Annotated in this window: 18 protein-coding genes and 3 pseudogenes; 7 read left to right on the forward strand and 14 right to left on the reverse strand. The window is 69.7% G+C overall.

Going from position 1 to position 23,375, the window contains the following annotated elements:
• Positions 1 to 259 precede the first annotated feature (259 nt).
• Complete coding sequence (locus CXR04_RS07005; RefSeq protein ID WP_442802358.1) at positions 260 to 1,168, reverse strand: helix-turn-helix transcriptional regulator; 909 nt, start codon at positions 1,166 to 1,168, stop codon at positions 260 to 262.
• 137 nt (positions 1,169 to 1,305) lie between these two features.
• On the opposite strand from CXR04_RS07005, the gene CXR04_RS07010 reads away from it, so the two are divergent.
• Positions 1,306 to 2,196: a helix-turn-helix transcriptional regulator gene (locus tag CXR04_RS07010; protein WP_101421013.1), complete on the forward strand. Its 891-nt coding sequence runs from the start codon at positions 1,306 to 1,308 to the stop codon at positions 2,194 to 2,196.
• Here the strand turns inward: CXR04_RS07010 and CXR04_RS07015 are convergent.
• The 4 genes and pseudogenes from CXR04_RS07015 to CXR04_RS07035 form a co-directional block, all read right to left on the reverse strand.
• Positions 2,172 to 2,720, reverse strand: coding sequence for a dinucleotide-binding protein (locus tag CXR04_RS07015; protein ID WP_101421014.1), 549 nt, complete (start codon positions 2,718 to 2,720; stop codon positions 2,172 to 2,174). The genes CXR04_RS07010 and CXR04_RS07015 overlap by 25 nt on opposite strands.
• Positions 2,721 to 2,923: 203 nt before the next feature.
• Positions 2,924 to 3,382: a MarR family winged helix-turn-helix transcriptional regulator gene (locus tag CXR04_RS07020; protein WP_101421015.1), complete on the reverse strand. Its 459-nt coding sequence runs from the start codon at positions 3,380 to 3,382 to the stop codon at positions 2,924 to 2,926.
• A gap of 77 nt (positions 3,383 to 3,459) precedes the next feature.
• Positions 3,460 to 3,867, reverse strand: a pseudogene (locus CXR04_RS07025) (alpha/beta hydrolase); the annotation flags it as partial.
• Between the two features lie 827 nt (positions 3,868 to 4,694).
• Entirely contained in the window at positions 4,695 to 5,132 is a 438-nt protein-coding gene (locus CXR04_RS07035; RefSeq protein WP_101421016.1) for an Lrp/AsnC family transcriptional regulator, read from the reverse strand.
• Positions 5,133 to 5,288: 156 nt separating this feature from the next.
• Here CXR04_RS07035 and CXR04_RS07040 point away from each other — a divergent pair, with 156 nt between their 5' ends.
• A complete protein-coding gene (locus CXR04_RS07040) occupies positions 5,289 to 6,458 on the forward strand; it encodes a trans-sulfuration enzyme family protein (RefSeq protein WP_101421017.1) in 1,170 nt (389 codons plus the stop codon).
• A gap of 75 nt (positions 6,459 to 6,533) precedes the next feature.
• Positions 6,534 to 7,832, forward strand: a complete 1,299-nt coding sequence (locus tag CXR04_RS07045) for an amidohydrolase family protein (protein ID WP_101421018.1) — start codon at positions 6,534 to 6,536, stop codon at positions 7,830 to 7,832.
• A 174-nt stretch (positions 7,833 to 8,006) separates the two neighbouring features.
• On the opposite strand, the gene CXR04_RS07050 is transcribed toward CXR04_RS07045, so the two are convergent.
• The 4 genes from CXR04_RS07050 to CXR04_RS07065 form a co-directional block, all read right to left on the reverse strand.
• Positions 8,007 to 8,711, reverse strand: a complete 705-nt coding sequence (locus tag CXR04_RS07050) for an alpha/beta fold hydrolase (protein ID WP_199850410.1) — start codon at positions 8,709 to 8,711, stop codon at positions 8,007 to 8,009.
• Between the two features lie 156 nt (positions 8,712 to 8,867).
• Positions 8,868 to 9,167, reverse strand: coding sequence for a hypothetical protein (locus CXR04_RS07055; RefSeq protein WP_101421019.1), 300 nt, complete (start codon positions 9,165 to 9,167; stop codon positions 8,868 to 8,870).
• 270 nt (positions 9,168 to 9,437) lie between these two features.
• The gene (locus tag CXR04_RS07060) at positions 9,438 to 10,184 is read right to left on the reverse strand and encodes an SDR family NAD(P)-dependent oxidoreductase (protein ID WP_234380099.1); all 747 of its coding nucleotides are present in this window, start codon (positions 10,182 to 10,184) and stop codon (positions 9,438 to 9,440) included.
• 26 nt (positions 10,185 to 10,210) lie between these two features.
• Positions 10,211 to 11,086, reverse strand: coding sequence for an SDR family NAD(P)-dependent oxidoreductase (locus tag CXR04_RS07065; protein ID WP_101421021.1), 876 nt, complete (start codon positions 11,084 to 11,086; stop codon positions 10,211 to 10,213).
• Between the two features lie 58 nt (positions 11,087 to 11,144).
• On the opposite strand from CXR04_RS07065, the pseudogene CXR04_RS07070 reads away from it, so the two are divergent.
• A pseudogene (locus CXR04_RS07070) lies at positions 11,145 to 11,315 on the forward strand (TetR family transcriptional regulator); the annotation flags it as partial.
• 6 nt (positions 11,316 to 11,321) lie between these two features.
• Here the strand turns inward: CXR04_RS07070 and CXR04_RS36855 are convergent.
• The 3 genes and pseudogenes from CXR04_RS36855 to CXR04_RS07090 all read right to left on the reverse strand — a co-directional run.
• Positions 11,322 to 11,761: pseudogene (locus CXR04_RS36855) on the reverse strand (transposase); the annotation flags it as partial.
• A 383-nt stretch (positions 11,762 to 12,144) separates the two neighbouring features.
• Positions 12,145 to 13,611 carry a catalase gene (locus CXR04_RS07080; protein ID WP_101421022.1) on the reverse strand — a complete coding sequence of 489 codons (1,467 nt, stop codon included), beginning with the start codon at positions 13,609 to 13,611 and terminating at the stop codon, positions 12,145 to 12,147.
• Positions 13,612 to 13,962: 351 nt separating this feature from the next.
• Complete coding sequence (locus CXR04_RS07090) at positions 13,963 to 14,601, reverse strand: HD domain-containing protein (RefSeq protein ID WP_101421023.1); 639 nt, start codon at positions 14,599 to 14,601, stop codon at positions 13,963 to 13,965.
• 199 nt (positions 14,602 to 14,800) lie between these two features.
• Here CXR04_RS07090 and CXR04_RS07095 point away from each other — a divergent pair, with 199 nt between their 5' ends.
• Positions 14,801 to 15,781 carry a GlxA family transcriptional regulator gene (locus CXR04_RS07095; protein ID WP_101421024.1) on the forward strand — a complete coding sequence of 327 codons (981 nt, stop codon included), beginning with the start codon at positions 14,801 to 14,803 and terminating at the stop codon, positions 15,779 to 15,781.
• A gap of 1,025 nt (positions 15,782 to 16,806) precedes the next feature.
• Here the strand turns inward: CXR04_RS07095 and CXR04_RS07100 are convergent.
• Positions 16,807 to 18,678, reverse strand: coding sequence for a calcineurin-like phosphoesterase C-terminal domain-containing protein (locus CXR04_RS07100; protein WP_199850411.1), 1,872 nt, complete (start codon positions 18,676 to 18,678; stop codon positions 16,807 to 16,809).
• A gap of 1,337 nt (positions 18,679 to 20,015) precedes the next feature.
• Between CXR04_RS07100 and CXR04_RS07110 the strand changes: the two genes are divergently transcribed.
• Positions 20,016 to 21,185: a serine hydrolase domain-containing protein gene (locus tag CXR04_RS07110; RefSeq protein ID WP_159072276.1), complete on the forward strand. Its 1,170-nt coding sequence runs from the start codon at positions 20,016 to 20,018 to the stop codon at positions 21,183 to 21,185.
• Positions 21,186 to 21,288: 103 nt separating this feature from the next.
• Positions 21,289 to 22,677, forward strand: a complete 1,389-nt coding sequence (locus tag CXR04_RS07115) for an N-acetylmuramoyl-L-alanine amidase (RefSeq protein WP_101421027.1) — start codon at positions 21,289 to 21,291, stop codon at positions 22,675 to 22,677.
• A 168-nt stretch (positions 22,678 to 22,845) separates the two neighbouring features.
• On the opposite strand, the gene CXR04_RS36860 is transcribed toward CXR04_RS07115, so the two are convergent.
• Positions 22,846 to 23,337, reverse strand: a complete 492-nt coding sequence (locus tag CXR04_RS36860; protein WP_442802359.1) for a GNAT family N-acetyltransferase — start codon at positions 23,335 to 23,337, stop codon at positions 22,846 to 22,848.
• Positions 23,338 to 23,375: the final 38 nt, after the last annotated feature.

Raw genomic sequence — 23,375 nt, forward strand, 5'->3', positions numbered from 1 at the left:
AGGCTGTGCTTTTCCTGGGAGTCACACACCCAGGCACGGCCGGGGATCGCCGGTTGCGGCACCGCAGCCCGACCGACCCGGGGGGCCATCGCACGCCAGGTGCGCTGCCGCCGAGGGCCGGGAAGTGGTCGAGGCTTGCCGCATCCGCGCACGCGGGAATGCGCGATGCCATCGGGAAGATACGCAAACAGGCCATGAGCGTGAAACACGCCGGCCCTCGCGGGCACATGCACGTCCCGTCGGAACCGGGTTCGGGACTCTACCCGTGGGGCACGTCGGGTGCGCTGAGGGAACCCAGCAGGGCCAGCCCGTCGGCGGAGGGAGAGCCCGGCTCGGCCTGGAGGATGATGAGCTGCTGTCCCGGAGCGCTGCGGATGGCGAGGGCCTCGTGCCGCAGTTTCAGGTCTCCGACGACCGAGTGGTGCACCTGCTCGACGTCGTAGGGCGGGACCCGGGCGTACTCGCGTGCCCAGAGGGAGCGGAACTCGCTGCTGTGCACCGACAGTTCGCCGACCAGTTCCAGGATGCGGGGATCCTCCGGGGTGCCGGCTGCGGCCTGCTGAAGGTCGGCGACCGCACGATGCCGGGCTCGCTCCGGATTCCGGTGGAAGGACTTCGCCGCGGGGTCCAGGAAGAGCATGCGCAGCACGTTGTCGTGCTGTGCGAAGTCATGGTAGAGAGCGCCGGCCAGCGCGTTGGTGTCCAGGAGGTCCTGGGCGTGCCCGATGATGAAGGCCGGCGTCCTGGTCCAGCTCTCGATCAGTTGCCGCAGGTGCGGGCGTACCTTCTCGACCCGGGAAGGGGACCTCGTGCGGCGGGCCGCCGGCCGGGCTAGCCGGAAGAGCTTCCCCTTGTCCTCGTCCCCGAGTTGCAGCGCGCGGGCAAGGGCCTCCAGTACCCGGGGTGAGGGGCTGAGTTCCCGGCCTTGTTCGAGTCGGGTGTAGTAGCTGAGGCTGACACCTGCGAGTGTCGCGACCTCGTCGCGCCGCAGGCCGGGCACCTTTCGCCGGCTCGCGGCGGACAGTCCTGCCGCGGCAGGAGTGAGGCGTTCTCTGCAGGAGCGGAGGAACCGACCCAGCCCTCCAACCGGATCAGGGGGTGTGTCGTTGTCCATGCTGCCAAGGTAGGCGGAGAACGCCGGGCACGGTTCTGCCGACGGTGGGTGCATTACACCCAGGATCCGGGTCCCCCGGGGAAGCACAGTGCAAGCCAACGGACGACCACCCTTCGTGCACGCTGCGCTACGTCGCGCCATAGTGTGCGACCGATCGTTCTTGTCTGCTGAAATGCATCTACCCTTGCAGGATGAGCAATGGGACGCCTCTGGGTGATTTCCTGCGAGCCCGCCGAGAAGCCCTGAAGCCACACGACGTCGGTCTGCCCGAACACGGGCGGCGCAGGGTTCCGGGGCTGCGCAGAGAGGAAGTGGCGCTGCTCGCCGGAGTCAGCTCCGACTACTACATCAGGCTGGAACAGGGGCGTGAGAACAGCCCCTCGTCACAGGTCCTCGACGCCGTGGCGCAGGCCCTGAAACTGGACGCGGAGTCCACCGACCATCTCAACCGCCTCTGCCTCACCGCGTCACAACGCCCCCGCGACTGGAGCGATACGGACGTCAGCCAGCAGTTGTTGCAACTGATGGACGGATGGGAGCACACTCCGGCCTTCGTCGTCGGTCCGGCCCTCGATATCATGGCGGCCAACTCCCTCGCCACCATCCTCCACAGTGGGTTCGAGAAGTTCGACAACCTCGCCCGCATGGTGTTCGCCGACCCCGCCGGGCGTGAGTTCTACCAGGAATGGGAGCGTGCCGCGCACTCCTGCGTCGCCGAGATCAGGGCCGCCTACGGGCACGACCCCGAATCGGCCCGTATCGCCGAAGTCGTAGCGGAACTGTCCGCCCGGAGCGAGGGGTTCGCTGAAATCTGGCGGCTGCACGACGTCAAAAGCAAGTCCCAAGAGGGAAAGCATCTCAAGCACCCACAGGTCGGAGACCTGCACATCACATTCGCGGCGTTCACCGTCAACGGGGCTCCGCACCAGCAAGTGGTGGTCTATCAAGCCGAACCGGCCAGCCCGACGGCAGCCGCCTTCGAGACGCTGAGGGCCATGGCCACCCGGCCGAGGGACGCCCGGACGGCGGTCCCCGTGGCCGAGCCGGCGGGAGAGGGTTACAGCTCGCCGGGGCGGGCGTAGCGGTAGAAGAAGGGGCCGAGTCGACCGGCGAGTGCCCTGGTCAGGCCCGAGCTGTCCTCCAGCAGCCGGGCACCCGGGTCGAGGTCGCCAATGAACACCGGTTCGTAGCCGGCGTCCACGATCAGCCGCTCCGTTACGTCGCGGGCGCCAGGGTCGGCGGCGAACAGGTTGCCCGGTCGTACCCGCTGTTTGCCGATCTCCGCGTACGCGGCGGCGAAGTTCGTGGAGAACGACTTCGCCGTGGGACCGCCGACGATCGACTGGATCCGGTGGGACAGCGAGGGGAAGTCGTCGTCGCGCTGCTCGTACAGGTTGCACGCGTCGACGGTGACCTGGCCGCCGAGGCCGGAAACCCGGGCCAGCGCGTCGTCGATCGAGGATCCGGGGACCGCGACAACGACGACGTCCGCGCCCGTGGCGTCACCACCCTCGCGGCCGAATGCCGTCACCTCGTGTCCCGCTCCCGTCCACAACGCGGCGAGGCCGCCACCCACTCTGCCTCGCCCGATCACCGTGATCTTCATCCCGGCTCCCTCCGTGTCTGCGGTGTTGTGCCAACCAGGTTGCCGGGGGCCGGGTTCGCTCGCGTCGGCGAATCCCGCCCTGGCGCATCACCTAGAGCCGATTGATGATGCATCAATGAAACTAGGCAGATTTTGATGTCGCGTCAACAACCTGGCGCCGCGACGCCGGTCCCGTACGAAGCACCCGGCGTCCGGGCGTCGGGTCAGCGCCTGGCGAGGGTGTCGAGCAGGCGGGCCAGGAGCACGCCCAGGGTCTCGACCTCGTCGCGGGTCAGCGGATCGAAGAAGTGGCGGCGTACGGTCTCGACGTGCTCGGGCGCGGCGGCCTCGATGGCGGCCCGGCCTTCGGGCGTGACGCGGACCATCGAGCCGCGGGCGTCGTCCGCGCATGGCTCCCGGGCGACCAGGCCGCGCTTCTCCATCCGGCTGATCTGGTGCGAGACCCGACTGCGTTCCCAGCCCAGCACCCCGCCCAGCTCCCGGGACCGCAGGACGCCCTCCGCCGACTCGGACAGCGGCGCGAGCACGGCGTAGTCCGCGCCGGACAGACCGGAGTCGCGATCGAGTTGCCGGTCCATCGCGCTCTGCAGCTCGCGCCGCAGGTCCCGGTACGTCTTCCAGATCTCGGCCTCTCGGTCGTCGAGCCAGCGGGGTTCACTCATGAGGTGAAGCTACCAGGAGGTTGATGCGTCACCAATGGCCTGGTCCCCGCCGCATCCGTAATCCCCGACGGCTCGCTGATCAGCCGCCGCAGCCACCGCACCCGTGCCGTACGTGCCGCCCGGGACAGTTCCGCCTCGGGCACCAGCGCGTCGAATCCGTGGAAACCGCCCGGCCACACGTGCAGTTCCGCCTGTCCGCCGGCCTGCCACAGACGCGCGGCGAAGGCGACCACCTCGTCCCGGAACGTCTCCGCCGAGCCGACGTCGAGGAGGGCGGGAGGCAGTTCCGACAGATCCGTCGCGCGGGCGGGAGCCGCGTAGGCGGGCACGTCCGGGCCGCCGCGGCGATCGCCGAGCAGCGCGGTCCAGCCGGTGTCGTTCGAGGTACGGTCCCACACCCCCAGACCGGCCAGTTGCCGGCCGGAGGGGGTGTCGTTGTGATCGTCGAGCATCGGGCACGCGAGCAGCAGCCCGGCGATCCCGGGGTCCGGCGCCGCAGCCCGGGGCGGAAGCCTGCCGCGGCGGGGTCGGCGGCCTCGCGGCGAGCGCGCAGGAAGGCGCCGAGGTCGTCGCGCTGTACGAGGTCGGTGGTGGTCATGCCGCGGCCCCAGCCTGTGCGAGCAGCGCCGTGGAGACCTCCCACAGGCGCTGGTACGCCACGGTACGCCGACCGGATCGTGCAGGAGTGCCCCGCGGGCCTGGTCACCGTGCGCCGTGGGGGACGGCTCGCTGCCCTTCGCCGCCCCGCCCAGGGTGCGGGACGGGGCCCCCGACGACGCCTACCTGGAGCGGATCGTCGATGCGTTCGGCATCACCCGGGAGCGGGTGCTGACCCACCGGTGGGTGGACAACGGGCCCAGATGGGCAGTGGTCCGGCTGGCCACCGCCCGGGAAGTCCTTGACCTTGAGCCCGACCTGTCCCTCATCCCGACCGCGATGGTCGGTGCGATCGGGGCCCACCCGGAGGGATCGGATCCGGGCACCACTTCGAGATGCGCACCTTCGCCCCCGGGGCCACCGTTCCCGAGGACCCTGCGTGCGGCACCATGAACGCCGGTGTCGGGTAGTGGCTCACCGCCACCGGCGGTGCACCCTCCACCTACCGGGTCTCCCAGGCACCCGGGTAGGGCGGGCGGCCAGCATCGAGATCACCACCGATCCGGACGGCACCGTCTGGGTCAGCGGCGCCACCACCGTGTGCATCCGCGGCTCCATCACGGCGTGACAGCCCGACCGCCCGCGCCCGCGCGGCACCCACCAACCGTGGTCACCAGGCGACCGTGAGAATGGGCCGCCGCGGGCGTCGGGGCTGTCATGCGGTGTCGAGTGTCTTCATGATGACGAAGCTGTTGACCGTGCCGACGCCGGGCAGGGCGGCCAGTTGGTTGGCGTGGAAGTCCTCGTAGGCGGGCAGGTCGGCGACCTCCACCTGGAGCAGGTAATCGAAGTTTCCGGTGATGTGGTGGCAGGCGATGACCTCCGGCAGCTCCCCCACCTGTTCCTCGAAGGCGACCACGGCTGCGCGGGTGTGCCGCATCAGCCGCACCCCCGCGAACACGCGCAGCCCGCGGCCGACCGCCGCCGGGTCGATCAGCGCCCGGTAGCCGCGAATGACCCCGGACTCCTCAAGCTGCCGTACGCGCCGAAGGCACGGCGAGGGCGTCAGCCCGACCCGGGCGGCGAGCTCGTTGTTGCTGATACGGCCGTCCCGTTCCAGTACGGCCAGAATCGACCGGTCCACATCATCCATACCAGCAATTATATTGCTCATGAAGATTCTGTAGCACAATCGCGTGCCCTGACTCCGCGCAATATCTTGCCAAGATTGCTCGCAGCCGGGGCTTGCCGATGGCGCGGGCGGCCATGCTGGATACGGACATACCGTCGAGTTCCGGAGGGGCCAGCCGTGCCGGGCAAGAGCACCGTCACCGTTCACATCGACCGTGAGACCCACCCCAGCCGCGCCGTGGCGCCGCCCATCTACCAGACGGCGGCGTTCTCGGCCGAGGACGCGACCACGTTCGCCGCCGGCGCCGTCGAGCCGCGTGGCAAGGACTTCTACACCCGCTTCGGCAACCCGAACCACGCCCAGGCCGCCGCCGTCGTCGCGGAGCTGGAGGGCACCGAGGCCGCGATGGTCACCGCGTCCGGCATGGCCGCGATCACCACCGCCGTGCTGGCTCTGGTGTCTGCCGGCGACCATGTCATCGGGCAGAAGTCCACCTACGGCGGCACCGCCTCCGTCCTGCAGAACCTGCTGCCGCGCCTGGGCGTGTCCACCACGCTGGTGGACCAGAGGGACGAGGGGGCGTTCGAGAAGGCCCTCACCCCCAAGACCCGGCTGATCCTGGTGGAGACACCGAGCAACCCGCTGCTGCAGATCACCGACCTGCGCGCCGTCGCCGACCTGGCCCGCGCCCACGGTGTGGCAACCCTGGCGGACAACACCTTCGCCACACCGCTGAACCAGCGCCCGGCGGACTTCGGCATCGATGTCGTCTGGCACAGCGCGACGAAGTACCTCAACGGCCACTCCGACGTCTCCGCCGGAGTGCTGGCCGGGCCGGCGAAGGTCCTGGACCGGATCTGGGACACCAGCCTGCTCACCGGCGCCACGCTCGGCCCCATCGACGCCTGGCTGCTGCTGCGCGGGATAAGGACCCTGCCGCTGCGCGTGCCACGGCACAACGACAACGGCCTCGCCCTCGCCGAAGCGCTGAGCGGCCACCCGGCCGTGACACGCGTGCACTACCCCGGCCTGGCCACCCACCCGCAGCACAAGCTGGCCGTCGAGCAGATGAACGGATTCGGCGGAGTACTCGGCATCGAATTCACCGGCGGGTACGAGATGGCCGACGCCTTCCTGTCCCGTCTGCGCTACCCCCGCCGCTCCGCCAGCCTCGGCGGGGTGGAATCCCTCGCCGTGCACCCGGCGTCCATGTGGGCGGGAATGCTCAGCGACGACCAGATCACCGAGACCGTCCCTGCGGGCCTGGTGCGGCTGGCGGCCGGCACCGAGGACACCGCCGACCTGGTCGCCGACGCCCTCGCCGCGGCCGACGCCGTACACCGCTGAGCCGCCCTGCACCACGGCAGCCTCAGCCCGCCCACCGTACGCGAGCGTGAACCACCCGAAACAAAGGACCCTCCCATGCAGACCCTGCTCTCCGGCGGCACCGTCGTCACCATGGACCCGGCTGCCGGCGATCTCCACCGAGGCGACGTGCTGATCGAGGACGGTGTGATCGTCGAGGTGGCCAAGCGGATCGAGGTGACCGACGCCGACGTGATCGACGCGAGTGACCGGATCGTCCTGCCCGGTTTCGTCGACAACCACCGTCACGCCTGGCAGACCGCGTTCCGGGGCGCGGGCGCGGACTGGACGTTTCCCGAGTGGGCCGCCGCCATGCACGGCACCGTCAAGCCGCACTACCGGCCCGAGGACGTGTACCTGGGCACCCTGCTCGGCCGGCTGGAGGCCCTGCACGCGGGCGTGACCACGATGCTGGACTGGTATCACGTCGCGAAGAGCGCCGAGCATGAGGACGCGGCCATTGCCGCCCTGCGCGACGTACCGGGGCGGTCCGTCTTCTGCCTCGGTGCGGGCTGGGACTCCGCCGCCTCCGTGGACGACGCGATCCGCCGCGTCCGCGCCGAGCTGCCCGACGGCGGCCCGGTCACCATGGCCTGGGGGCTGCGCGGGACCGAGGACACGAGCCTGGACACCGTCGCCCGGGAGCTGGAGCTGGCCGCCGACCTCGGCCTGCGCACCAGCCTGCACACCGGCTCCGACGGTACCCAGCGCCCCATCGCCGAGCTGCACGAGCACGGCCTGCTCCGGGACACCACCACGTTCGTGCACGGCAACGGCATCAGCGACGAAGAACTGCGGATGCTCGCCGACGCGGGCAGCTCGCTCTCGATCAGCCCGGACGTCGAGCTGAAAATGGGCTTCGGCAACCCACTGACCGGCCGGGCACTGGCCGCCGGCCTGCGCCCGACCCTGTCCGTCGACGACGTCCCCTCGGCCGGCGGCGACATGTTCTCCACCATGCGTACCGCCTTCGCGGTGCAACGCGGCCTGGACGGCGGCCTCAACTCCCGCGACCTGCTGGAGTTCACCACCCTCGACGCCGCCGCCTCCTGCGGACTCGACGCCCGCACGGGCAGCATCACACCCGGCAAGGACGCCGACATCATCCTGCTGCGCACCGACGACATCACCGTGTTCCCGGTCGCCGACCCGGTCGGCACCGTCGTCTCCGCCGGTCATCCCGGGCTGGTCGACACCGTGCTCGCCGCCGGCCGCGTGGTCAAGCGCGACGGAGCCCTGGTGGGCGTGGACCTGCCCACGCTCAGGACCCGGCTGACCGCTTCCCGCGACCGCATCGCGGCGGCTGCAGGCGTACGGCTCGACGGCACCTGGCGTCCGCGGCCCGACACCATGTAGCCGTGCGCGCGACGGTCGGCTTGCGGTTGCCGCGGCCGGTGACCGCGGCAAGTGGAGAGGGCCGGCGTGATCGTCCCGGCCGTGGCGGGGCTGCACCGGTGGTGACGGCTCTGCGGGGGCTGGGCGTGCGGGACATGGACGTGACACGGCTCCCGAGCGGTGGGCGAGGTGCTTTTACGCCCGGGGGTTCCCGTTCAGGCCCTCCGCGGCCTGGGTGATGACGGCGGCCACGGTCGCCGGGCGGGACACGTACACGGCGTGGCTGCCGGGGGTCTCGGTGACGGTCGCGCCGGAGCGCCCGGCCATGGCGCGCTGGGCGGGCGGGGGGATCATGCGGTCGTCGGTGGAGACCAGGTACCAGGACGGCTTGCTCCGCCAGGCCGGTACGGACACCGCGCCGGCGAGTGCGTCGACGCCCCACGGCACCTGGGAGTCGGCCATGAACGCGGCCTGTGCCGCCGGCAGGTCGGCGGCGAACGCGGCGGCGAACTTCTCCCGGTCGAGGAAGAGGAAGCCGTCCTGCGGCGGCAGGATCGGCGGAACGGGGGCGCCGGGCGGCGGGTCGGCGATCAGAGAGTCGACCGACTCGCCCTTGTCGGGCGCGAACGCGGCGATGTACGCGAGGGCGGCGACGTTCGGGTGGTTGCCGGCCTCGGTGATGACGACACCGCCGTACGAGTGGCCGACCAGCACCGCGGGGCCGTCCAGGCCGTCGAGGATCTGGTGGGTGGCGGCGACGTCGCCGGCCAGCGACAGCGTCGGGTTCTGCACGACGGCCACCCGGTAGCCGTCGGCGGTGAGCGCGTCGTACACGCCCTGCCAGCCCGACCCGTCCACGAAGCCGCCATGCACGAGCACGATGTTCTGGATGCGCGTCATGATCTCTCCTGATCTGTCGATCCCCGACACCGGGTGTGGGACCCGTCCCTGCTATCAAAGTCAAGCCGCGCCGCCGCAGGGCCGCCATGCAGAACAGCACGCAGAACTGCCGCGCAATCGGGCACGCGGAGGTATCGAGGGCCGGGCGCCCGGAGGTCAGGGGGCGGCGGCGAGGTCACGGCAGCGGAGGTACGCCTCCGCGTCGCCGACGGCCTGGAAGATGATCTGCGCCGCCCTGGCGTAGGTCCGGCGGCTTTCCGCGACCCGGCCCTCCTCGGCGAGCAGCGCGGCGAGCGCCTCCAGGGCGGAGCCCTGCAGGTACACGGTGTCGAACTGCTCCATGGCGGACGTCGCCTCGGCCAGCGCCGCGATGGCCTCGGCCCGGCGGCCGAGGCGCCCCAGCCCCCGGCCGAGGTCGGCCAGGACATGCGGCCATGTCTGCCTCCGCCATCTCAAAGGGCCTGGTTGATCCGGCGTTGGTGAACGCCTTGGAGAGGCGAGGGGGTGGCTCGGATCGATGCCGGCAAAGCAGGTGAGGCATACCTGCTACACCGCGGGCGCGGGACCATGGGCCGCTGCTGGGCCGAAGCGCGCGCCTTCGTCCTCGCGGGACGGGGCGGTGGTGGCCGCCATCGATCGCCATCAAGGGCCCTGTCGGCGGCGAGTTTGCCGCCGGCGCTGCCGCCCCGGCTGAACGGGTCGCGTCGTCGTTGGCTCGGGTGGGGATTATGCGAGGAACCCGCCGTCGACGGCGAGATGTGCGCCGTTGATGTAGGAGGCTTCATCGGAGAGCAGGAAGGCAACGGCCGTGGCGATCTCGTCCCCGGTGCCCACCCGGCGCATGGGGATACCGGTGTCCGCGACCTGCTGCGTGCCCCCGGGGTTTGCCTGGGTCATCTCCGTGTCGATCACACCGGGTTGCAGTTCGTTAACCCGTACGCCCCGGGCACCGAACTCGATCGCCGCGGAGCGGGTCAGGCCGCGGATGCCGTGCTTGGCACTGGAGTACTCCGGGGTCGGGCCGCCCCGGTCCGCGAAGACGCTGGAGACGTTGACGACAGCGCCGCCGCCGGCCTCAAGGATCGCCGGGACCTCGTACTTGAGCCCGTAGAACAGGCTGTTCAGATCGATGTCGACGATCTGCCGCCACTGCTCGGGAGTCATGTCGGTCAGCGGGACGAAGTTCCCCGACACGCCCGCGTTGTTGACGGCGTAGTGCAGTGCACCGAACTGTGCCAGGGTGCGGGCGACGGCCCGCTCGACGTCGCCGGGCCGGCTGACGTCTGCGGGCACGGCCAAGGCCCTGCCGCCAGCGGCGGCGATCTCATCGACGACCTCGGCGAGCTTGTTCTCCCGGCGGCCGACTACCGTGACCGCCGCGCCGCGCCGCGCCAGCAGGACCGCTGTGGCGCGTCCCATCCCGGACCCTGCGCCGGTGACGAGGGCGACCTTCCCGGCGAACTGGCGCTGCATGGTCTGCTCCGTGCTGGTGCCGGACGTCATGACGCGGCGGAGGGCAGGTCGACCGGGTAGTCGGCGCCGGAGTCAGCGGAAGCGGAGACGGCCTGCCAGGCTGTGGCTTCGGTGATCTGGCTGCGGGAGTAGTCCAGGGCCATCTGCGCCGCACCGGCGCCGAGGAGCAGATGGCCGGGCAGGTTGTCGGCATGGACGATCCGCACGAGGATGTCCGCGGCCCGGTCGGGGTCGCCCTGTGCGGAGCTTCCGCCGCGCAGCAGTTCGCCCATGGCGCCGACGGTCTCACGGTACTCCTCGGGGACGTCGTCGACCTGCATGGAGGCGCCGGCCCAGTCGGTGGCGAAGCCGCCCGGCTCGACCACGAGGTAGCGGATCCCAAACGGCGCGGTCTCGGCGGCCAGGACGCGGGTGAACCCGTCGACGGCGAACTTGGCCGCCTGGTAGGAGGCGAGCCCGGGGGTGTGGCCGACCCGTCCGCCGACCGAGGAGAACTGGATCACGATGCCTCCTGAGCCCTGCTTCTTCAGCAGCGGCAGAGCGGCCCGGGAGACGTTGTAGACACCCCAGAAGTTGGTGTCGAACTGGCGGCGGAAGTCGGCCTCGTCGGTGGTCTCTACGGGCGAGAGGTTGGCGTAGCCGGCGTTGTTGACCACCACGTCGATCCGCCCGTACTTCTCGACGCCGGCGGTGAGCGCGGCCTCGGCCGCGGTGACGTCGGTGACGTCCAGGGCCACCGGGAGGATGCGGTCGCCGTACTTCTCTACCAGGTCGGCGAGCTGCTCGGGCCTGCGCGCGCTCGCCACCACGTTGGCGCCGGCCCCGAGGGCGGCGGTCGCGAGGGAGCGGCCGAAGCCACGGGAGGAGCCCGTGATGAACCAGGTGTCCGGTTGCGTACTCATCCCTTTAGTGCAACACGGTTTCACTAATACCGCAACCTGGTTGCGCTAAGCTGTGTGGGTGACCACCCCCCAGTTCGCACGCGCCCGCAGCGCCGCGGCCAAGCAGGCCCGCGAGACGGCGATCCTGGAGGCTGCCGCGCGCCTTGCCGACAAGCACGGCGTCCGCACCGTGACGCTCACGGACATCGCCGACGCGGTCGGTATGCACAAGTCGGCGATGCTGCGCTATCGCGGCCTGGAAGCATTCCTCGATCTGCCAGCGCGTTCCGGCGATCCGCACCAGCTCCCGGGCGGTGGTCTCCAAAGGGGCGTAGGCGAGGTAGTAGGCGATCTCGTCGGGCTTGCTGATGCGACGGCGGGAAGCCGGATCGCTGCCCAGTGGTAGACGCGAGGGCCCTTCGCGCCGTCGCCGCACGAGATCTTCTCCCACGCCTCGTCCGGAGCCTGCGCGAACAGCCCGTCGATGCGCGGGCAGCCCACGGTGAATTGGGACTTGGGCACCATGTGCCGGGCCAGCTCGCCCTTGGTGGCGAAGGTCCGCTCGTCGGGGATCTTCGCTGAGCGGCAGCGGTCGCGGTCCTCGGTCCAGGTCTTGGGCAGATACAACTCGCGATCGACCAGGCAGCTTGTCGTCCCCCACCCCCGCACCTGCACGGCTACCGAGGACGACACCATGCGCTGAGCTGGTCGAACTGGCGCCGACGACGCCAGGCAGTCGCCCGCCGTTGTCACTACCTGCGGCGTTGTCGCACGTTCGAGGGGCTGCCTCGGTGAGACCGCCCCGGACCACACCACGACCCGCTACACTCCAGCCGCCCGGCGAAACTCCAGGTCACACAGCGAAATCCTGCTGGAGTACTAGGTGATTGCTTGTCCTCATCGTCCGTGTCCGCAGGGGTGACGAACACCAGCCGCCGCCCGCGGCCGGGTGAGTCGATCGGCAGGGTTCGGATGTGGTGGAGACCCTCCTCACTGATCACCCGACGGTCCGTGTCGCAGCCACTCGCGGCTGTGGCCTTGTTGGCAACGACCTGCGGCGGAAGATCGCCGCAGGTCGTTCAGAGTGCCCCGTGGGCTTTGCAGGCCATACGGACGCCGTTGCCGTAGGCGGGGTCGGCCTGCGCGCAGTTGTGGATGTGCTGCTCGACGGTCTGCGGGCGGGCGCCCCTGATGGCGTGGGCGGTGTTGTCGAAGAGGGCCTGCTGCTGTGCTGCGGTCATCAGCCGGAAGAGGTCGCCGACCTGTTGGAAGTAGTTGTCGTCGTCCTCGCGGAAGTCGAAGTGGTCGGCGGTGGCGCCGTTCGGCTGCGCGGGGTCCGCGTAGGAGGGCTGCTCGGCCCAGCGGCCGTAGTTGTTGGGCTCGACCCCGGGTACTCCGCCCTGGTTGCCGTCGACGCGCATGGCACCGTCGCGGTGGTAGGAGTTGACCAGCGTCGCGGCATGCGGCTGGTTGACCGGGATCTGGTGATGGTTGACGCCGACTCGGTAGCGCGCGGCGTCGCCGTAGGCGAAGAGCCGGCCCTGGAGCATCTTGTCCGGGCTGAAGGAGATGCCGGGCACGAGGTTCGCCGGTGTGAGAGCGGCCTGCTCGACATCGGCGAAGTAGTTGTCCGGGTTGCGGTTCAGCTCGAACTCGCCGACCTCGATCAGCGGGTAGTCCCTCTTGCTCCACACCTTGGTCAGATCGAAGGGGTGGAAGCGGTAGGTCGCCGCGTCGGCCTCCGGCATCACCTGGATGTGCAGGGACCACTTCGGATTGTCGCCGCGCTCGATGGCCTCGTACAGATCGCGGCCGTGCGATTCGCGGTCCCGGCCGATCAGCGCCGAGGCTTCCTCGTCCGTGAGGTTCTGGATGCCCTGCCGGGTGCGGAAGTGGAACTTGACCCAGTGCCGCTCCCCGGCCGCGTTGATCAGGCTGAAGGTGTGCGAGCCGAAGCCGTGCATGTGCCGGTAGGACTTCGGGATACCGCGGTCGCTCATGATGATCGTGACCTGGTGCAGCGACTCGGGCAGGTTGGTCCAGAAGCCCCAGTTGTTCTCCGGGTCGCGCAGGTTGGTACGCGGGTCGCGCTTGACCGCCCGGTTGAGGTCCGGGAACTTCAGCGGGTCGCGGTGGAAGAAGACCGGCGTGTTGTTGCCGATGACGTCCCAGTTGCCCTCTTCGGTGTAGAAGCGCAGGGCGAAACCGCGGATGTCGCGCTCGGCGTCGGCGGCACCGCGCTCGCCGGCGACCGTGGAGAACCGGGCGAACATCTTGCATGTGTTGCCGATCGCGCTGAAGAGCGCCGCCTTGGTGTAACGGGAGATGTCGTGTGTCACCCGGAACGTGCCGAACGCACCCGCGCCCTTCGCGTGCATGCGGCGCTCGGGGATGACCTCGCGGTCGAAGTGCGCCAGCTTCTCGATCAGCCACAGGTTCTGGAGCAGCAGCGGGCCGCGCGGCCCCGCGCTCAGGCTGTTCTGGTTGTCGGCGACCGGGGCTCCGGCGGCCGTGGTCAGCGGGTCGGTGTTGTCCTCGAAGGGCATCTGCTTCTCCTCGAAGCCGTAGGGACGAAGGGTCGGGCGGCGGGCGCCGGCGTGCGGCGCACGTGGGAAGGGGCGTACGCCCCGGAAGATCGCTTCGGTCTGTCGACGACGGAGCCGCGGGCGGCAGAGGGAACCGGGCCGGGACGTCGGCCGGCAGTGCGGCACTCGCGGCACAGGACGTGGTGGTGGTCGTCCGCGCGCAACTCGTAGCGGGCCGGGGAGCCGGCCGGCTCGGTCCTGCTCACGATCCCGGGCCGCGTACAGCGCGGTGAGTACGTTGCGCGGTGACCCGCAGGGAGGCCCTGCGCAGGCGCGCCGACGGGCTCCGGTCGGAGGCTGCCGCGGCGATGGTCACTCGGGCCAGGAGTTGTTCCTGATGATGTCGACGAAATCGGCTCGGCGGAACGACGGGTCGAAGTGTGCCAGCACGTCGTCGTTCATCGTTCCGAACGTCGTGTCGGGGCGGTCGCGCATGCCCTCGTAGAACGCCTGAAGGATGCGGTTCTTGAAGTCCGGGCGAGGGTGCGCGGCGAGCACCTCGGCCCGCTGCTCCGCACCGATCTCGTGCAGATCGAGTCCCAGCACGTCCGTCTCGACACCGAGGGTCACCACCGCGACCTCCGGAGCCAGCCTCAGCGGAACCTCCGGAGTGGTGTGCAGCGCGATCGCCAGCCACACGTTCCGCGCCTCCTGGTCCGAGCGGCCGAAATCGAGCAGGAACTTCCGGGCGGCCTCGGCTCCGTCCAGCTCGAACCGCTGGTCCGTGCTCGCGAACGCCGCCGTCAGGCCGGCATCGTGGAAGAGGGCGCCCACATAGGCGAGTTCGGGGTCCACGACCAGCCCGCGGGCGGCAGCCTTCAACATGCCCCACAGGAACACTCGGCGCGAGTGGTGGAACAGCACGTCATCGGTCACCGCACGGACCTGCGAGGTCGCCTCGCGGACCAGTTCCGTGTCGGGCACGCTGATACCAGCGATCACTTCGGGCATCAGATCTCTCCTGACTATCCGGGCCTTGCCGTCGTTTCTGGAGCACGTCCACAAGTGGACTGCTTCCACCCTTCCTCCGGCCCGGCCCCGATCCCAGAGCAGGAAGCGACGAGGCGGCCACACATTCGGACATGGCGGCAACGGTCTGATAAGACCGTCCACGGGGCTTCGCGGGCGATCAAGGTCGAGGAGAGTACGCATGGAGAGCCGTCCACACATCGTCGTGTTCGTGATGTTCGACGGGGTGAAGACACTCGACGTCGCCGGGCCGGCCGAAGTGTTCGCCGAAGCGAATCTGGCCGGCGCCGCCTACCGGCTGCGCTACGTCTCTCCGTCGGGGGAACCGGTCCACAGTTCGACGGGCATCCGGATGCCCGTCGAGGGGGCCGCGGCAGACGTCACGCGTACCGACACCGTTGTGGTCTGCGGAGGCGACCGCCTGGCCGACCGCCCCATCGAGACCGGTCTCGTCGAGGCGATTCGCCTGTTGCGGCCGCTGACCCGTCGGCTGGTGTCGATCTGTACGGGCTCGTTCGCGCTGGCCGCCGCCGGTGTGCTCGCGGGTCGGCGGGTGACCACGCACTGGCGCCACGCGGCGCTGCTGGCGGCTTCCTATCCCGACCTCGAGGTGCTGCCGGACGCGATCTTCGTCGAGGACGACGGTGTCTTCACCTCGGCGGGGGTGTCGGCCGGGATCGATCTCGCGCTCGGTCTGGTCGAGCAGGACCAGGGCCCCGACCTGGCCCGGACCGTGGCGCGCAACCTGGTGATGTTCATGCAACGGCCCGGCGGGCAGTCCCAGTACTCCGCCGCCTTGGAACTCCGCCCGCCGCGCGCACCCTCGCTGCGCGCCGTGGTGGACCTGGTCGCCGCAGAGCCGGCGCTGGACCACAGCGCCGGAAGTCTGGCCGCGCGCATCGGTGTCAGCCCCCGCCATCTGGCCAGGCTCTTCGCCGCCGAACTCGGCACCACCCCGGCCAAGTACGTCGAAGGGGTGCGGCTCGACCACGCGCGCACCCTGCTTGACGCCGGTCACACCATCGAACAGGCGGCCAGACAGGCCGGTTTCGGGAGCGCGGAGACGATGCGCCGAACCTTCAGCGCTCGCCTGGGAGTCTCGCCCAGCCAGTACCGGGACCGCTTCACCACGACCAGACCGGGCCGCCGCGAGACGCGCTAGCCCGGGAACGACCGCGGTGCTTGCGATTCCCAGCCGCGGCACCGTCCGCGTTGTGCGGCAGAGAGGCAGGCGCGATGGTGGGAAGGACGGCCGGAGAGGGCCGGGAACAGGAACGCCGGTGGGTGGGAAGCCGGACCCGGAGGGGCCCGTGGTGGGCCGTCGGCCCGTTGCCAGAACGCGAAGGCATCGCCAACGTGGCTTCGTGATGGCCCACGGCGGTCCTCTCCCGGTGGGTCGGCTCCGGTCCCCTCGCTCAGCAACCAGGCAGGTTGGCCAGTGACCTCGCAAGGGGCTCCAAGGGGGTGAACGTGAGCGCGGGAGTCTCCTCCGCGCGCCGCCCGTAGTGGGGACAACTTCCGAATCCCGCAACGCCGTCGTCTCTATGCTGCGTCCGCCGTAGCCCCGGCCGACCGCGTACAGCCCTCCACGGAGAACACGCCCCTCGGCTTCGCAGGTTGAGGCGTTCAGTTGGGCCGCCGTCGAACGCGATCACCGAGACGGAGTACGAGGAGCGCCGTGCGGCCATCCTGAACGGCATCTGGGCCCCGTGCGGAAACACTCCGCCGAGTCTGGCAGCCGTCCTCGGCGTGGCGCGCCACCGGGAGCACGGAGTCCTCAAGGTAGGCGGATGCGCTGGGTCTTGATCGGGAGCGCCGCCGCGGTGGCGGTTCTGGCGACGGGCCGTACGTCGGTGTCGGGCTCTCCGGGACCGGACGCGCAGTGGGAGCAAGCGGCCCGGCCCGCGAGCACGGCGCAGCATTCTGTCCAGGCCCCGGCCGCGCCCACCGGGACCCGTACCACTACGCCGAAGCCGGAGTCGGCGCCGGAGCACGGCGAGTCCAGGGCGCCGGGGGCGGCGAGGGTGGGCAGACGTCGATGCCTTGTCGGGCGGCCCGCCCGGCGCCCCCTCCGACGCGCCAACGGCGGGCGGGCGCGCCGTGCATGCGCAGGGGGTGCGTCGCCGGCTGGTCGCCGGTGACGCACCCCCTGGTGCCTCCGGGAAGGCGGCGGGAAAGGTGAGCCTGTCAGTGCTGCTCGACCACCTCGAAGGTGAGGGTGTCGGTGAACTGGCGGCCGTAGGAGTCCGTCGCCGTGACCCGTGCCCGGTGCTTGCCCACGGCGAGGTCCTCCGGGAGCTCGAAGCGCCACAGGTGCATGCTGCGGTCGGCGACGCTGCCGCCGTGGGTCAGCTGCTCGGTGGCCGCGTACGGGTCGGACCACTGCGCGCCGATGCGCGGTGCCTCACCGTTCATCTCCTGGGTGCGGGTGGCGGACTTCGACCGGCGGCCGTCGAGGGAGACGTCGACGGTGGAGCCGGTGGAGCCGACGAAGAAGTTGGTCGTCAGCCAGGTGTCGCCGGCCAGGTCGTCCCGGTCGATGACGAGCTGGTCGCCCGGCTCGGGCGCCGCGCCCTGCTTGTCCGCGTTCCAGGCCCGGCGCTCCTCGTACCACTCGCGGTACGTCGGGCTGTTCAGGCTGAGCTGCGTCTGGGTGCGGTCACTCTCGCCGGTCACTGTGTACCGCTCGCGAAACTCGTTGCCGCGCACGTCGAGGGTCAGCACGCCGGGGCGGCCGCCGTCGCGGCCGAGCGCGGTGGGGTAGCCGTTCTCGGTCATGGCGCCGGAGTACCAGTCGCCGGAGATGGCGCCCGCCGTGATGTGCGGGAAGGGCATCTCCTCGACGCCCCACAGCTCCCGCCAGCCTTCCATCGAGTCGCCGGCCTTCATGTTCTCGATCGAGTGGCTGTGCCCCGCGACGGAGACGGCCTCACGGCCTTCCAGCAGCTCGTACACGCGCTGGACCTGGTCGACCTGGTGGGTCCTGCTGCCCTGGTCGGCCCAGTTGAGGAGGCTGATGTGGCTGGCGATCACGACGAGGCTGTCGTCGTCGACCTGCTCCAGGTCGCGCTCCAGCCAGGTGAGCTGCTCCTCGCTGAGCCAGCCGTTGTAGCGCGGGGTGTTCTCGGGGTCGGTGCACTCGGGGTGCGTGCCGTCCGCGTTGTCCTCCTCGCCGGTGCACGGGTAGCGGACCGTGTTCAGGGCCACCACGTGCACGTCGCCTGCATCGTAGGAGTAGTACTCCGGGGCGAGTTGGGCGCGGAAGGTGTCGAAGGAGTGCTCGGCGTTCGGGGCGTCGAAGTCCAGGTCGTGGTTGCCCGGCAGCATGCGGGCGGGCCCGTTGAGCAGGCCGGTGAGCCCGCGTACGTCGTCGTAGAGCGACAGGTCGTCGCCGACGACGTCGCCGATGAAGAGGCTGCCGCAGCCGGCGTAGCCGTGGCGCTTGGACAGGTCACCGATCGCGCCCCGGCGGGCGTACTCGACCTCGGTGGTGTCGTAGGGCTGGAGGTCACCGGCGATCACGCACTCCTGCGAGCGCGCGTCGGTGCTCTGGCTGCGCACCATGGGGAAGTTCACGGCGTCCGGCAGCGGCCCGGTCGGGGCGATACCACCGTAGCGCAGGTCGGGGGACCCCTTGGGGAGGTGGTTGTAGTGGAACTGCGGGATGTTCGCCGCGTCGACCGGGACCTGGTACCCGGACGGCTGGGTGGCGAACACCGTCATGTTGTCGCGTACGGGAAGCTCGTAGCGGCCCTGGCGATCGGTGGTGACCACCTCCCGGCCGTTGGAAACGGCGACGCCGGCCACGCCACGCTCACGGCGGTCGTGGACGCTGTCGCGGTCGCGGTCGTCGAAGACGGTGCCGGTCAGGGTGGCGGGTTCGGCCGGGCCCTCCTCACTCCTGACGACCTCGACCTGACCCCGGTAGGCGGTCTGGTTCCAGGAACGACCCCGCTCAGAGCGGTCGGCGGTCGTGGCGTCCGAGGCGGCGGCGTCCGAGGGGGCGGGGATGCTGGTCGCGGCCGTGCCGGCGACGGCGAGGACGGTCGCGACGGTCAACCCGACGCGGAGTCTGCCGCGCCGATGCGACAGGGAGTTCAACACTATGGACCTCTCTCGCTGGTTCGTGGGGAGACGCGTTGGTGCTGTTGCCTGCGCGGAAAGATCCTTCGGGACGATCCTGAACAACGCCCGCTCTGCGGGAGAACGGCACATGACCCCACGCTGTTGGCGCAGCGGCAAGGCGGCCGTCCATCTCGCCCGGTCCCTAGGCGGTCACGCGGTAGCGGTCAAGTCGATGCTCGCCGAACCGCCCTGCAAGGCCCGGCTACGCGCACGCTTTCGGCTGGAGGCGGCAGCGACCGCGTCAGCCGACGGCGTGCACAGCCCCACCGCCACCGAAGTCACCGCCCGGCCACTGAACTTGAATGAGTGATGTCGGGCCAGCGGACCCTGACGGTGATCCGCCAAGATCGGCGAGGGCAAGTTCGGCTCCCTGGCGCAGGGTCTCTGCGCGCAACCGATCGCGGAACAGCGGCATCCGCGGCCCATTCTTGGCCACCGCGCGGTCCGAGGGAGCCTGACCCGCGACAGCCGCCGCACGGACTACCGGCTCACTGCCTGCGCCACCTCCGGCACTGGCACACACACCGCAATCGAGCCCCTTAGCGAAGCTCTGGGGCAGCCGGTATCACCCCATGGACGGGCTCATCGTGCATGCCGACGCTCTTGTCGGTGCGCATCGATCACGTGATCACGCTGGGGACCTGCCAGCCGCACGCGCATTCGGGACTGCTGCGTGATCGGGTGACAGCGTCACCCACCCCTGCAGCAGTCCCGGTCGAGTGCGGCAGGATGGATGACCAACGAGGCCCCCGAGCAAGGTGATTGGGACGTCAGACATCTCGATCAACAGCCCGGGGGCCTCGCTCGTCGCGGCTCGCGAACCGTCACCTGATCGGTGGCCACCTCGAAGAAGCTCAGTAATTCGGAGCAGGCTGGGGTCCATTTCCCGCCGTCACAAGGGGTTTTCGGCGGAGCCCGAAAACACCGCTCGTCTCAAACCGTCGTGTGTCTAACATCGCTTTCATGGCAAGCGCAGGCGATGAGATGGGGACTGATGGTTCGGACGCGCACCCGGGGGCCAGACTATTTCTTTGTCGGGATCGCGGTGGAGAAATGAGCGGTGGTTGACGTGTTCAGATGCTCGGCGGGAGGGGCGCCCAGTACGGGGTCTCCCCATGCCGGAGGTCCAGGAGGGACAGCCTTGGGCGCCGGGCACGTAGACCATGTTGCCAGGCCGCGGCCGAACGGATGCCGTCCCACGGCTTTGCGTGCTCGGTGTGTTGACATCGTTTTCGAGAACACTCCTATTAGTGAGAGATGAAGGGGATTGCATGGGTAGTAAAAAGGTTCTCGTCGGAACCGCAGCGATGGTGGTGACCACGCTGATGGTGTCCGGTTCGGCAACCGCGGTGCAGTCGGGTAAGGAGAAGTCCGGTCAGGCGAAGTCGGATGCGGCGCTCATTCAGAAGGAGCTGGACCGCTACCGGGTGGCGACCGGCTCGATCGGGGCGGCCGCGACGATCCGCAACGGCGACACAGTGCAGGGCTACGGGAGTGGCAGCACGCAGTTGTTCCCGACGGCCAAGCCGAACGAGGACACCCGGTTCCGGGTGGGCAGCCAGACCAAGATGTTCGTCGCCACGATCGTGCTTCAGTTGGTCGAAGAGGGGCGCATCGACCTCAACAAGCCGATCGAGGACTACCTGCCCGGCGTCGTGCAGGGCACCGGCCTCGATCCGAAAGCGATCACCGTACGGCACTTGCTGCAACACCGCTCAGGAATCAAGGACAACGTCGGATTCGTCAACGGCGACTACCTTCAGTCCGCGGTCCTGCTGCTCAACCCCACGTGGCAAGTGGTACCTCCGAGCGAGCAGCAAATGGTGAACGAGGGCACCAAGGCGGGTAAGCAGTTCGACCCGGGGACCAAGGGCCAGTACTCCAACACCGGTTACGTGGTGCTCGGTATGCTGGTGAAGAAGGTCACCGGGCGTGACCTGGCCACTGAGGTCCGCAGCCGCATCGTCGAACCACTGGGCCTGAAGTCGACGTTCTACCCGCGGGCCGGAGAGAAGGGGCTGCCGGGGCCGTATTCCCGCGGGTATCTGTCCGTGTCCGGGCTGCCGCTCGCCGACGTCACCAACTACGAGCCGGCGGTGTGGGGTGCGGCGGGCGCGCTGGTCTCCACCGGCCGGGACCTGACCACGTTTCTGAACGCGCTGCTGGAGGGCGAGTTGCTTCCCCGGGCCCGGCTCGCCGAGATGCAGAAGCTCCAGACGGTGGACAAAGTCGGGGCCTACGGGCTCGGGCTCCAGCAGTTCAAGACCGACTGCAAGGACGTGTGGGGTCACACCGGACAGATCGCCGGCTACACCACGATGACCGTGAGCGACGGGAAGCGTGCGATCTCCACCGGCGTCAACAACACTCCGGTGATCGCCGATGGCAAGGCGCAAACCGACGCGATGATCAAGATGGTGAACGACGCGATCTGCGCATAGCTCGCTGTCCTTCGAAGCGACTTGGCGCGATCCGGATATTGTCATGCTCGCGCCATTCTCACTAGCCCGGGATCCTTTCCCCCACAGCAGCAGGGAGTCCCCTATGCGCAGACGCTCATCCACAGCAGCCAGACGGCGTGTGTCGGTGGCGGCCCTTGCAGTCGTCGCTGCGCTGTCCGTCGGCGGGACGCAGGCCACCGCCGAGCCACAGCAGGACGGCAACCCGCTGAACACCGCTTTCGACCAGGCCGCAGCGGAATATGACGTTCCACGGGACCTGCTGGCCGCCGTCGGCTACGGCGAGACCCACCTGGACGGCCACAACGGCCAGCCCAGCCAGGCCAACGGCTACGGGGTCATGCACCTGGTCAGCAACCCCGACAACAAGTCTCTACACCGGGCGGCGGAACTCACCGGCCGTTCTTCCAGCCGACTGCGCGGCGATACCGCTGCGAACATCGAGGGCGGCGCCGCCGTACTGCGCGACCACGCGGACGCGTTGGGACTGGCCGCAGCCAAACGAGGCGACCTCGACGCCTGGTACCCGGCTGTGGCCCGCTACAGCGGCGCCGGGGAAGCCGGCGCGACCCTGTACGCGGACGCCGTCTACGAGGTCCTCGCCGAGGGCGTCACCACTGTGGTCGACGGCGAGAAGGTGGAGATCGCCGCGCACGACGTAGCCCCTGAGCGGGGCGCCTACGCGGCGCGCGACATCGGCACCGCGAGCACGGACTACCCGCCCGCGCTGTGGGTGCCCGCCTCACCAAGCAACTACAACTCCGGGCGCTCCGCGTCGATCAACAAGATCGTCATCCATGTGACGCAAGGTTCGTACGCGGGCTCGATCAGCTGGTTCCAGAATCCGGCGGCGCAGAGCAGCGCACACTACGTGGTCCGTTCCTCGGACGGCGAAGTCACACAGATGGTGCGGGACGGCGACACGGCCTGGCATGCGCGAGACGCCAACTCCTCATCGCTGGGGATCGAGCACGAGGGATGGGTGGACGACCCGAGCTGGTTCACCGACTCGATGTACCGGTCGTCGGCCGCGCTCACCCGACACCTGGCGGACCGCTACGGGGTCCCCAAGGACCGCGCGCACATCCTCGGCCATGTCGAGGTTCCCGGCAACGACCACACGGACCCAGGGCCGCACTGGAACTGGAACTACTACATGGAACTGGTCGGTGGCTCGGGCGGTCCGCCCCCGCCCAGCGACCGGTACTGGGTCGACACGTTCGCCAACGCCCCCGGGTACGACTCCCCGACCAGCACGAACGAGACCGGCACCCTGCACCAGGGCACCAACTACGTCTTCTGCAAGGTCTGGGGCCGGGAGATCCGCGACAGCTCCGGCAACTTCAACCACTGGTGGCTGCGCACCGACCTGGACGTAGGCCCGGGAAACCAGTACGTCGCGGCCTACTACCTCTCGCGCTGGGGCAACGACGAGGCCAAGGACAACAACGGGCGCGACATCCCCGAGTGCTGACGCCAATCCCCGTCCCCGCTTGAAGCCAGGCAACAGCGCCCCCGGTCCGGCGAACTCCAAGGGGGTCGACGTAACCCACTGATCAACTGGCTGTGGCCAGGACCTTGGCGGGACGCTCGGCTGGCGTTGCCCAGCCGAGCGTCCCGCCTGGGCAGCGCGTGACCTCGTTCACTGACGCGATTGCCAGCTGCGTGTACCGCGACGGCCGGGGGCAGCCTCGGAGCGGAACCGCGTTGATCTTTCCGGGTATGAAGCGGGGCGGACGAAATGGAACACGGGTTCCCCGCTGTCGAGCAGGAGGGTGCGTCCGCTGGGAGTGAAGCCAGCGCGTCGGTAGAGGTGTTGCGCCCGGTCGTTGCTCTTACCGGTCATACCTGGAGGTGTGAGTATCCCTGTTTGCTGGCGTGCCCCTGAGATGCCTTCGAGCAGGAGCAGGCCCAACCGTCGCCCCCCGTGGTTGGGGTGGACGAAAACCATGGAGATGTGGCACAGCTCTCCACCGGCTGCCCGAACTGATCGCTGGGTGAGGTGCCACTGGTGGCTGTGGAGGAGGGCCACCGGCGGCGGCTTGGTCGTGCCCGGAGTGGCGGGGCGTTCCGCGGGTAGGTGACCGCTGGCATCGGGCGGGTCTGCGAGGGGAGCGGATGACGTCCTCCGCACGCGACGGCGACAACGGCGCGCTGCCGCAGCCGGATGGC

It is taken from the genome of Streptomyces sp. CMB-StM0423, from assembly GCF_002847285.1.
Classification (GTDB): domain Bacteria; phylum Actinomycetota; class Actinomycetes; order Streptomycetales; family Streptomycetaceae; genus Streptomyces.

Coding starts and splice junctions, on each gene's coding strand:
- CXR04_RS07005 (WP_442802358.1), bottom strand. CDS start 1,168: ATGCACCCACCGTCGGCAGAACCGTGCCCGGCGTTCTCCGCCTACCTT.
- CXR04_RS07010 (WP_101421013.1), top strand. CDS start 1,306: ATGAGCAATGGGACGCCTCTGGGTGATTTCCTGCGAGCCCGCCGAGAA.
- CXR04_RS07015 (WP_101421014.1), bottom strand. CDS start 2,720: ATGAAGATCACGGTGATCGGGCGAGGCAGAGTGGGTGGCGGCCTCGCC.
- CXR04_RS07020 (WP_101421015.1), bottom strand. CDS start 3,382: ATGAGTGAACCCCGCTGGCTCGACGACCGAGAGGCCGAGATCTGGAAG.
- CXR04_RS07035 (WP_101421016.1), bottom strand. CDS start 5,132: ATGGATGATGTGGACCGGTCGATTCTGGCCGTACTGGAACGGGACGGC.
- CXR04_RS07045 (WP_101421018.1), top strand. CDS start 6,534: ATGCAGACCCTGCTCTCCGGCGGCACCGTCGTCACCATGGACCCGGCT.
- CXR04_RS07050 (WP_199850410.1), bottom strand. CDS start 8,711: ATGACGCGCATCCAGAACATCGTGCTCGTGCATGGCGGCTTCGTGGAC.
- CXR04_RS07060 (WP_234380099.1), bottom strand. CDS start 10,184: ATGCAGCGCCAGTTCGCCGGGAAGGTCGCCCTCGTCACCGGCGCAGGG.
- CXR04_RS07065 (WP_101421021.1), bottom strand. CDS start 11,086: ATGAGTACGCAACCGGACACCTGGTTCATCACGGGCTCCTCCCGTGGC.
- CXR04_RS07080 (WP_101421022.1), bottom strand. CDS start 13,611: ATGCCCTTCGAGGACAACACCGACCCGCTGACCACGGCCGCCGGAGCC.
- CXR04_RS07090 (WP_101421023.1), bottom strand. CDS start 14,601: ATGCCCGAAGTGATCGCTGGTATCAGCGTGCCCGACACGGAACTGGTC.
- CXR04_RS07095 (WP_101421024.1), top strand. CDS start 14,801: ATGGAGAGCCGTCCACACATCGTCGTGTTCGTGATGTTCGACGGGGTG.
- CXR04_RS07110 (WP_159072276.1), top strand. CDS start 20,016: ATGGGTAGTAAAAAGGTTCTCGTCGGAACCGCAGCGATGGTGGTGACC.
- CXR04_RS07115 (WP_101421027.1), top strand. CDS start 21,289: ATGCGCAGACGCTCATCCACAGCAGCCAGACGGCGTGTGTCGGTGGCG.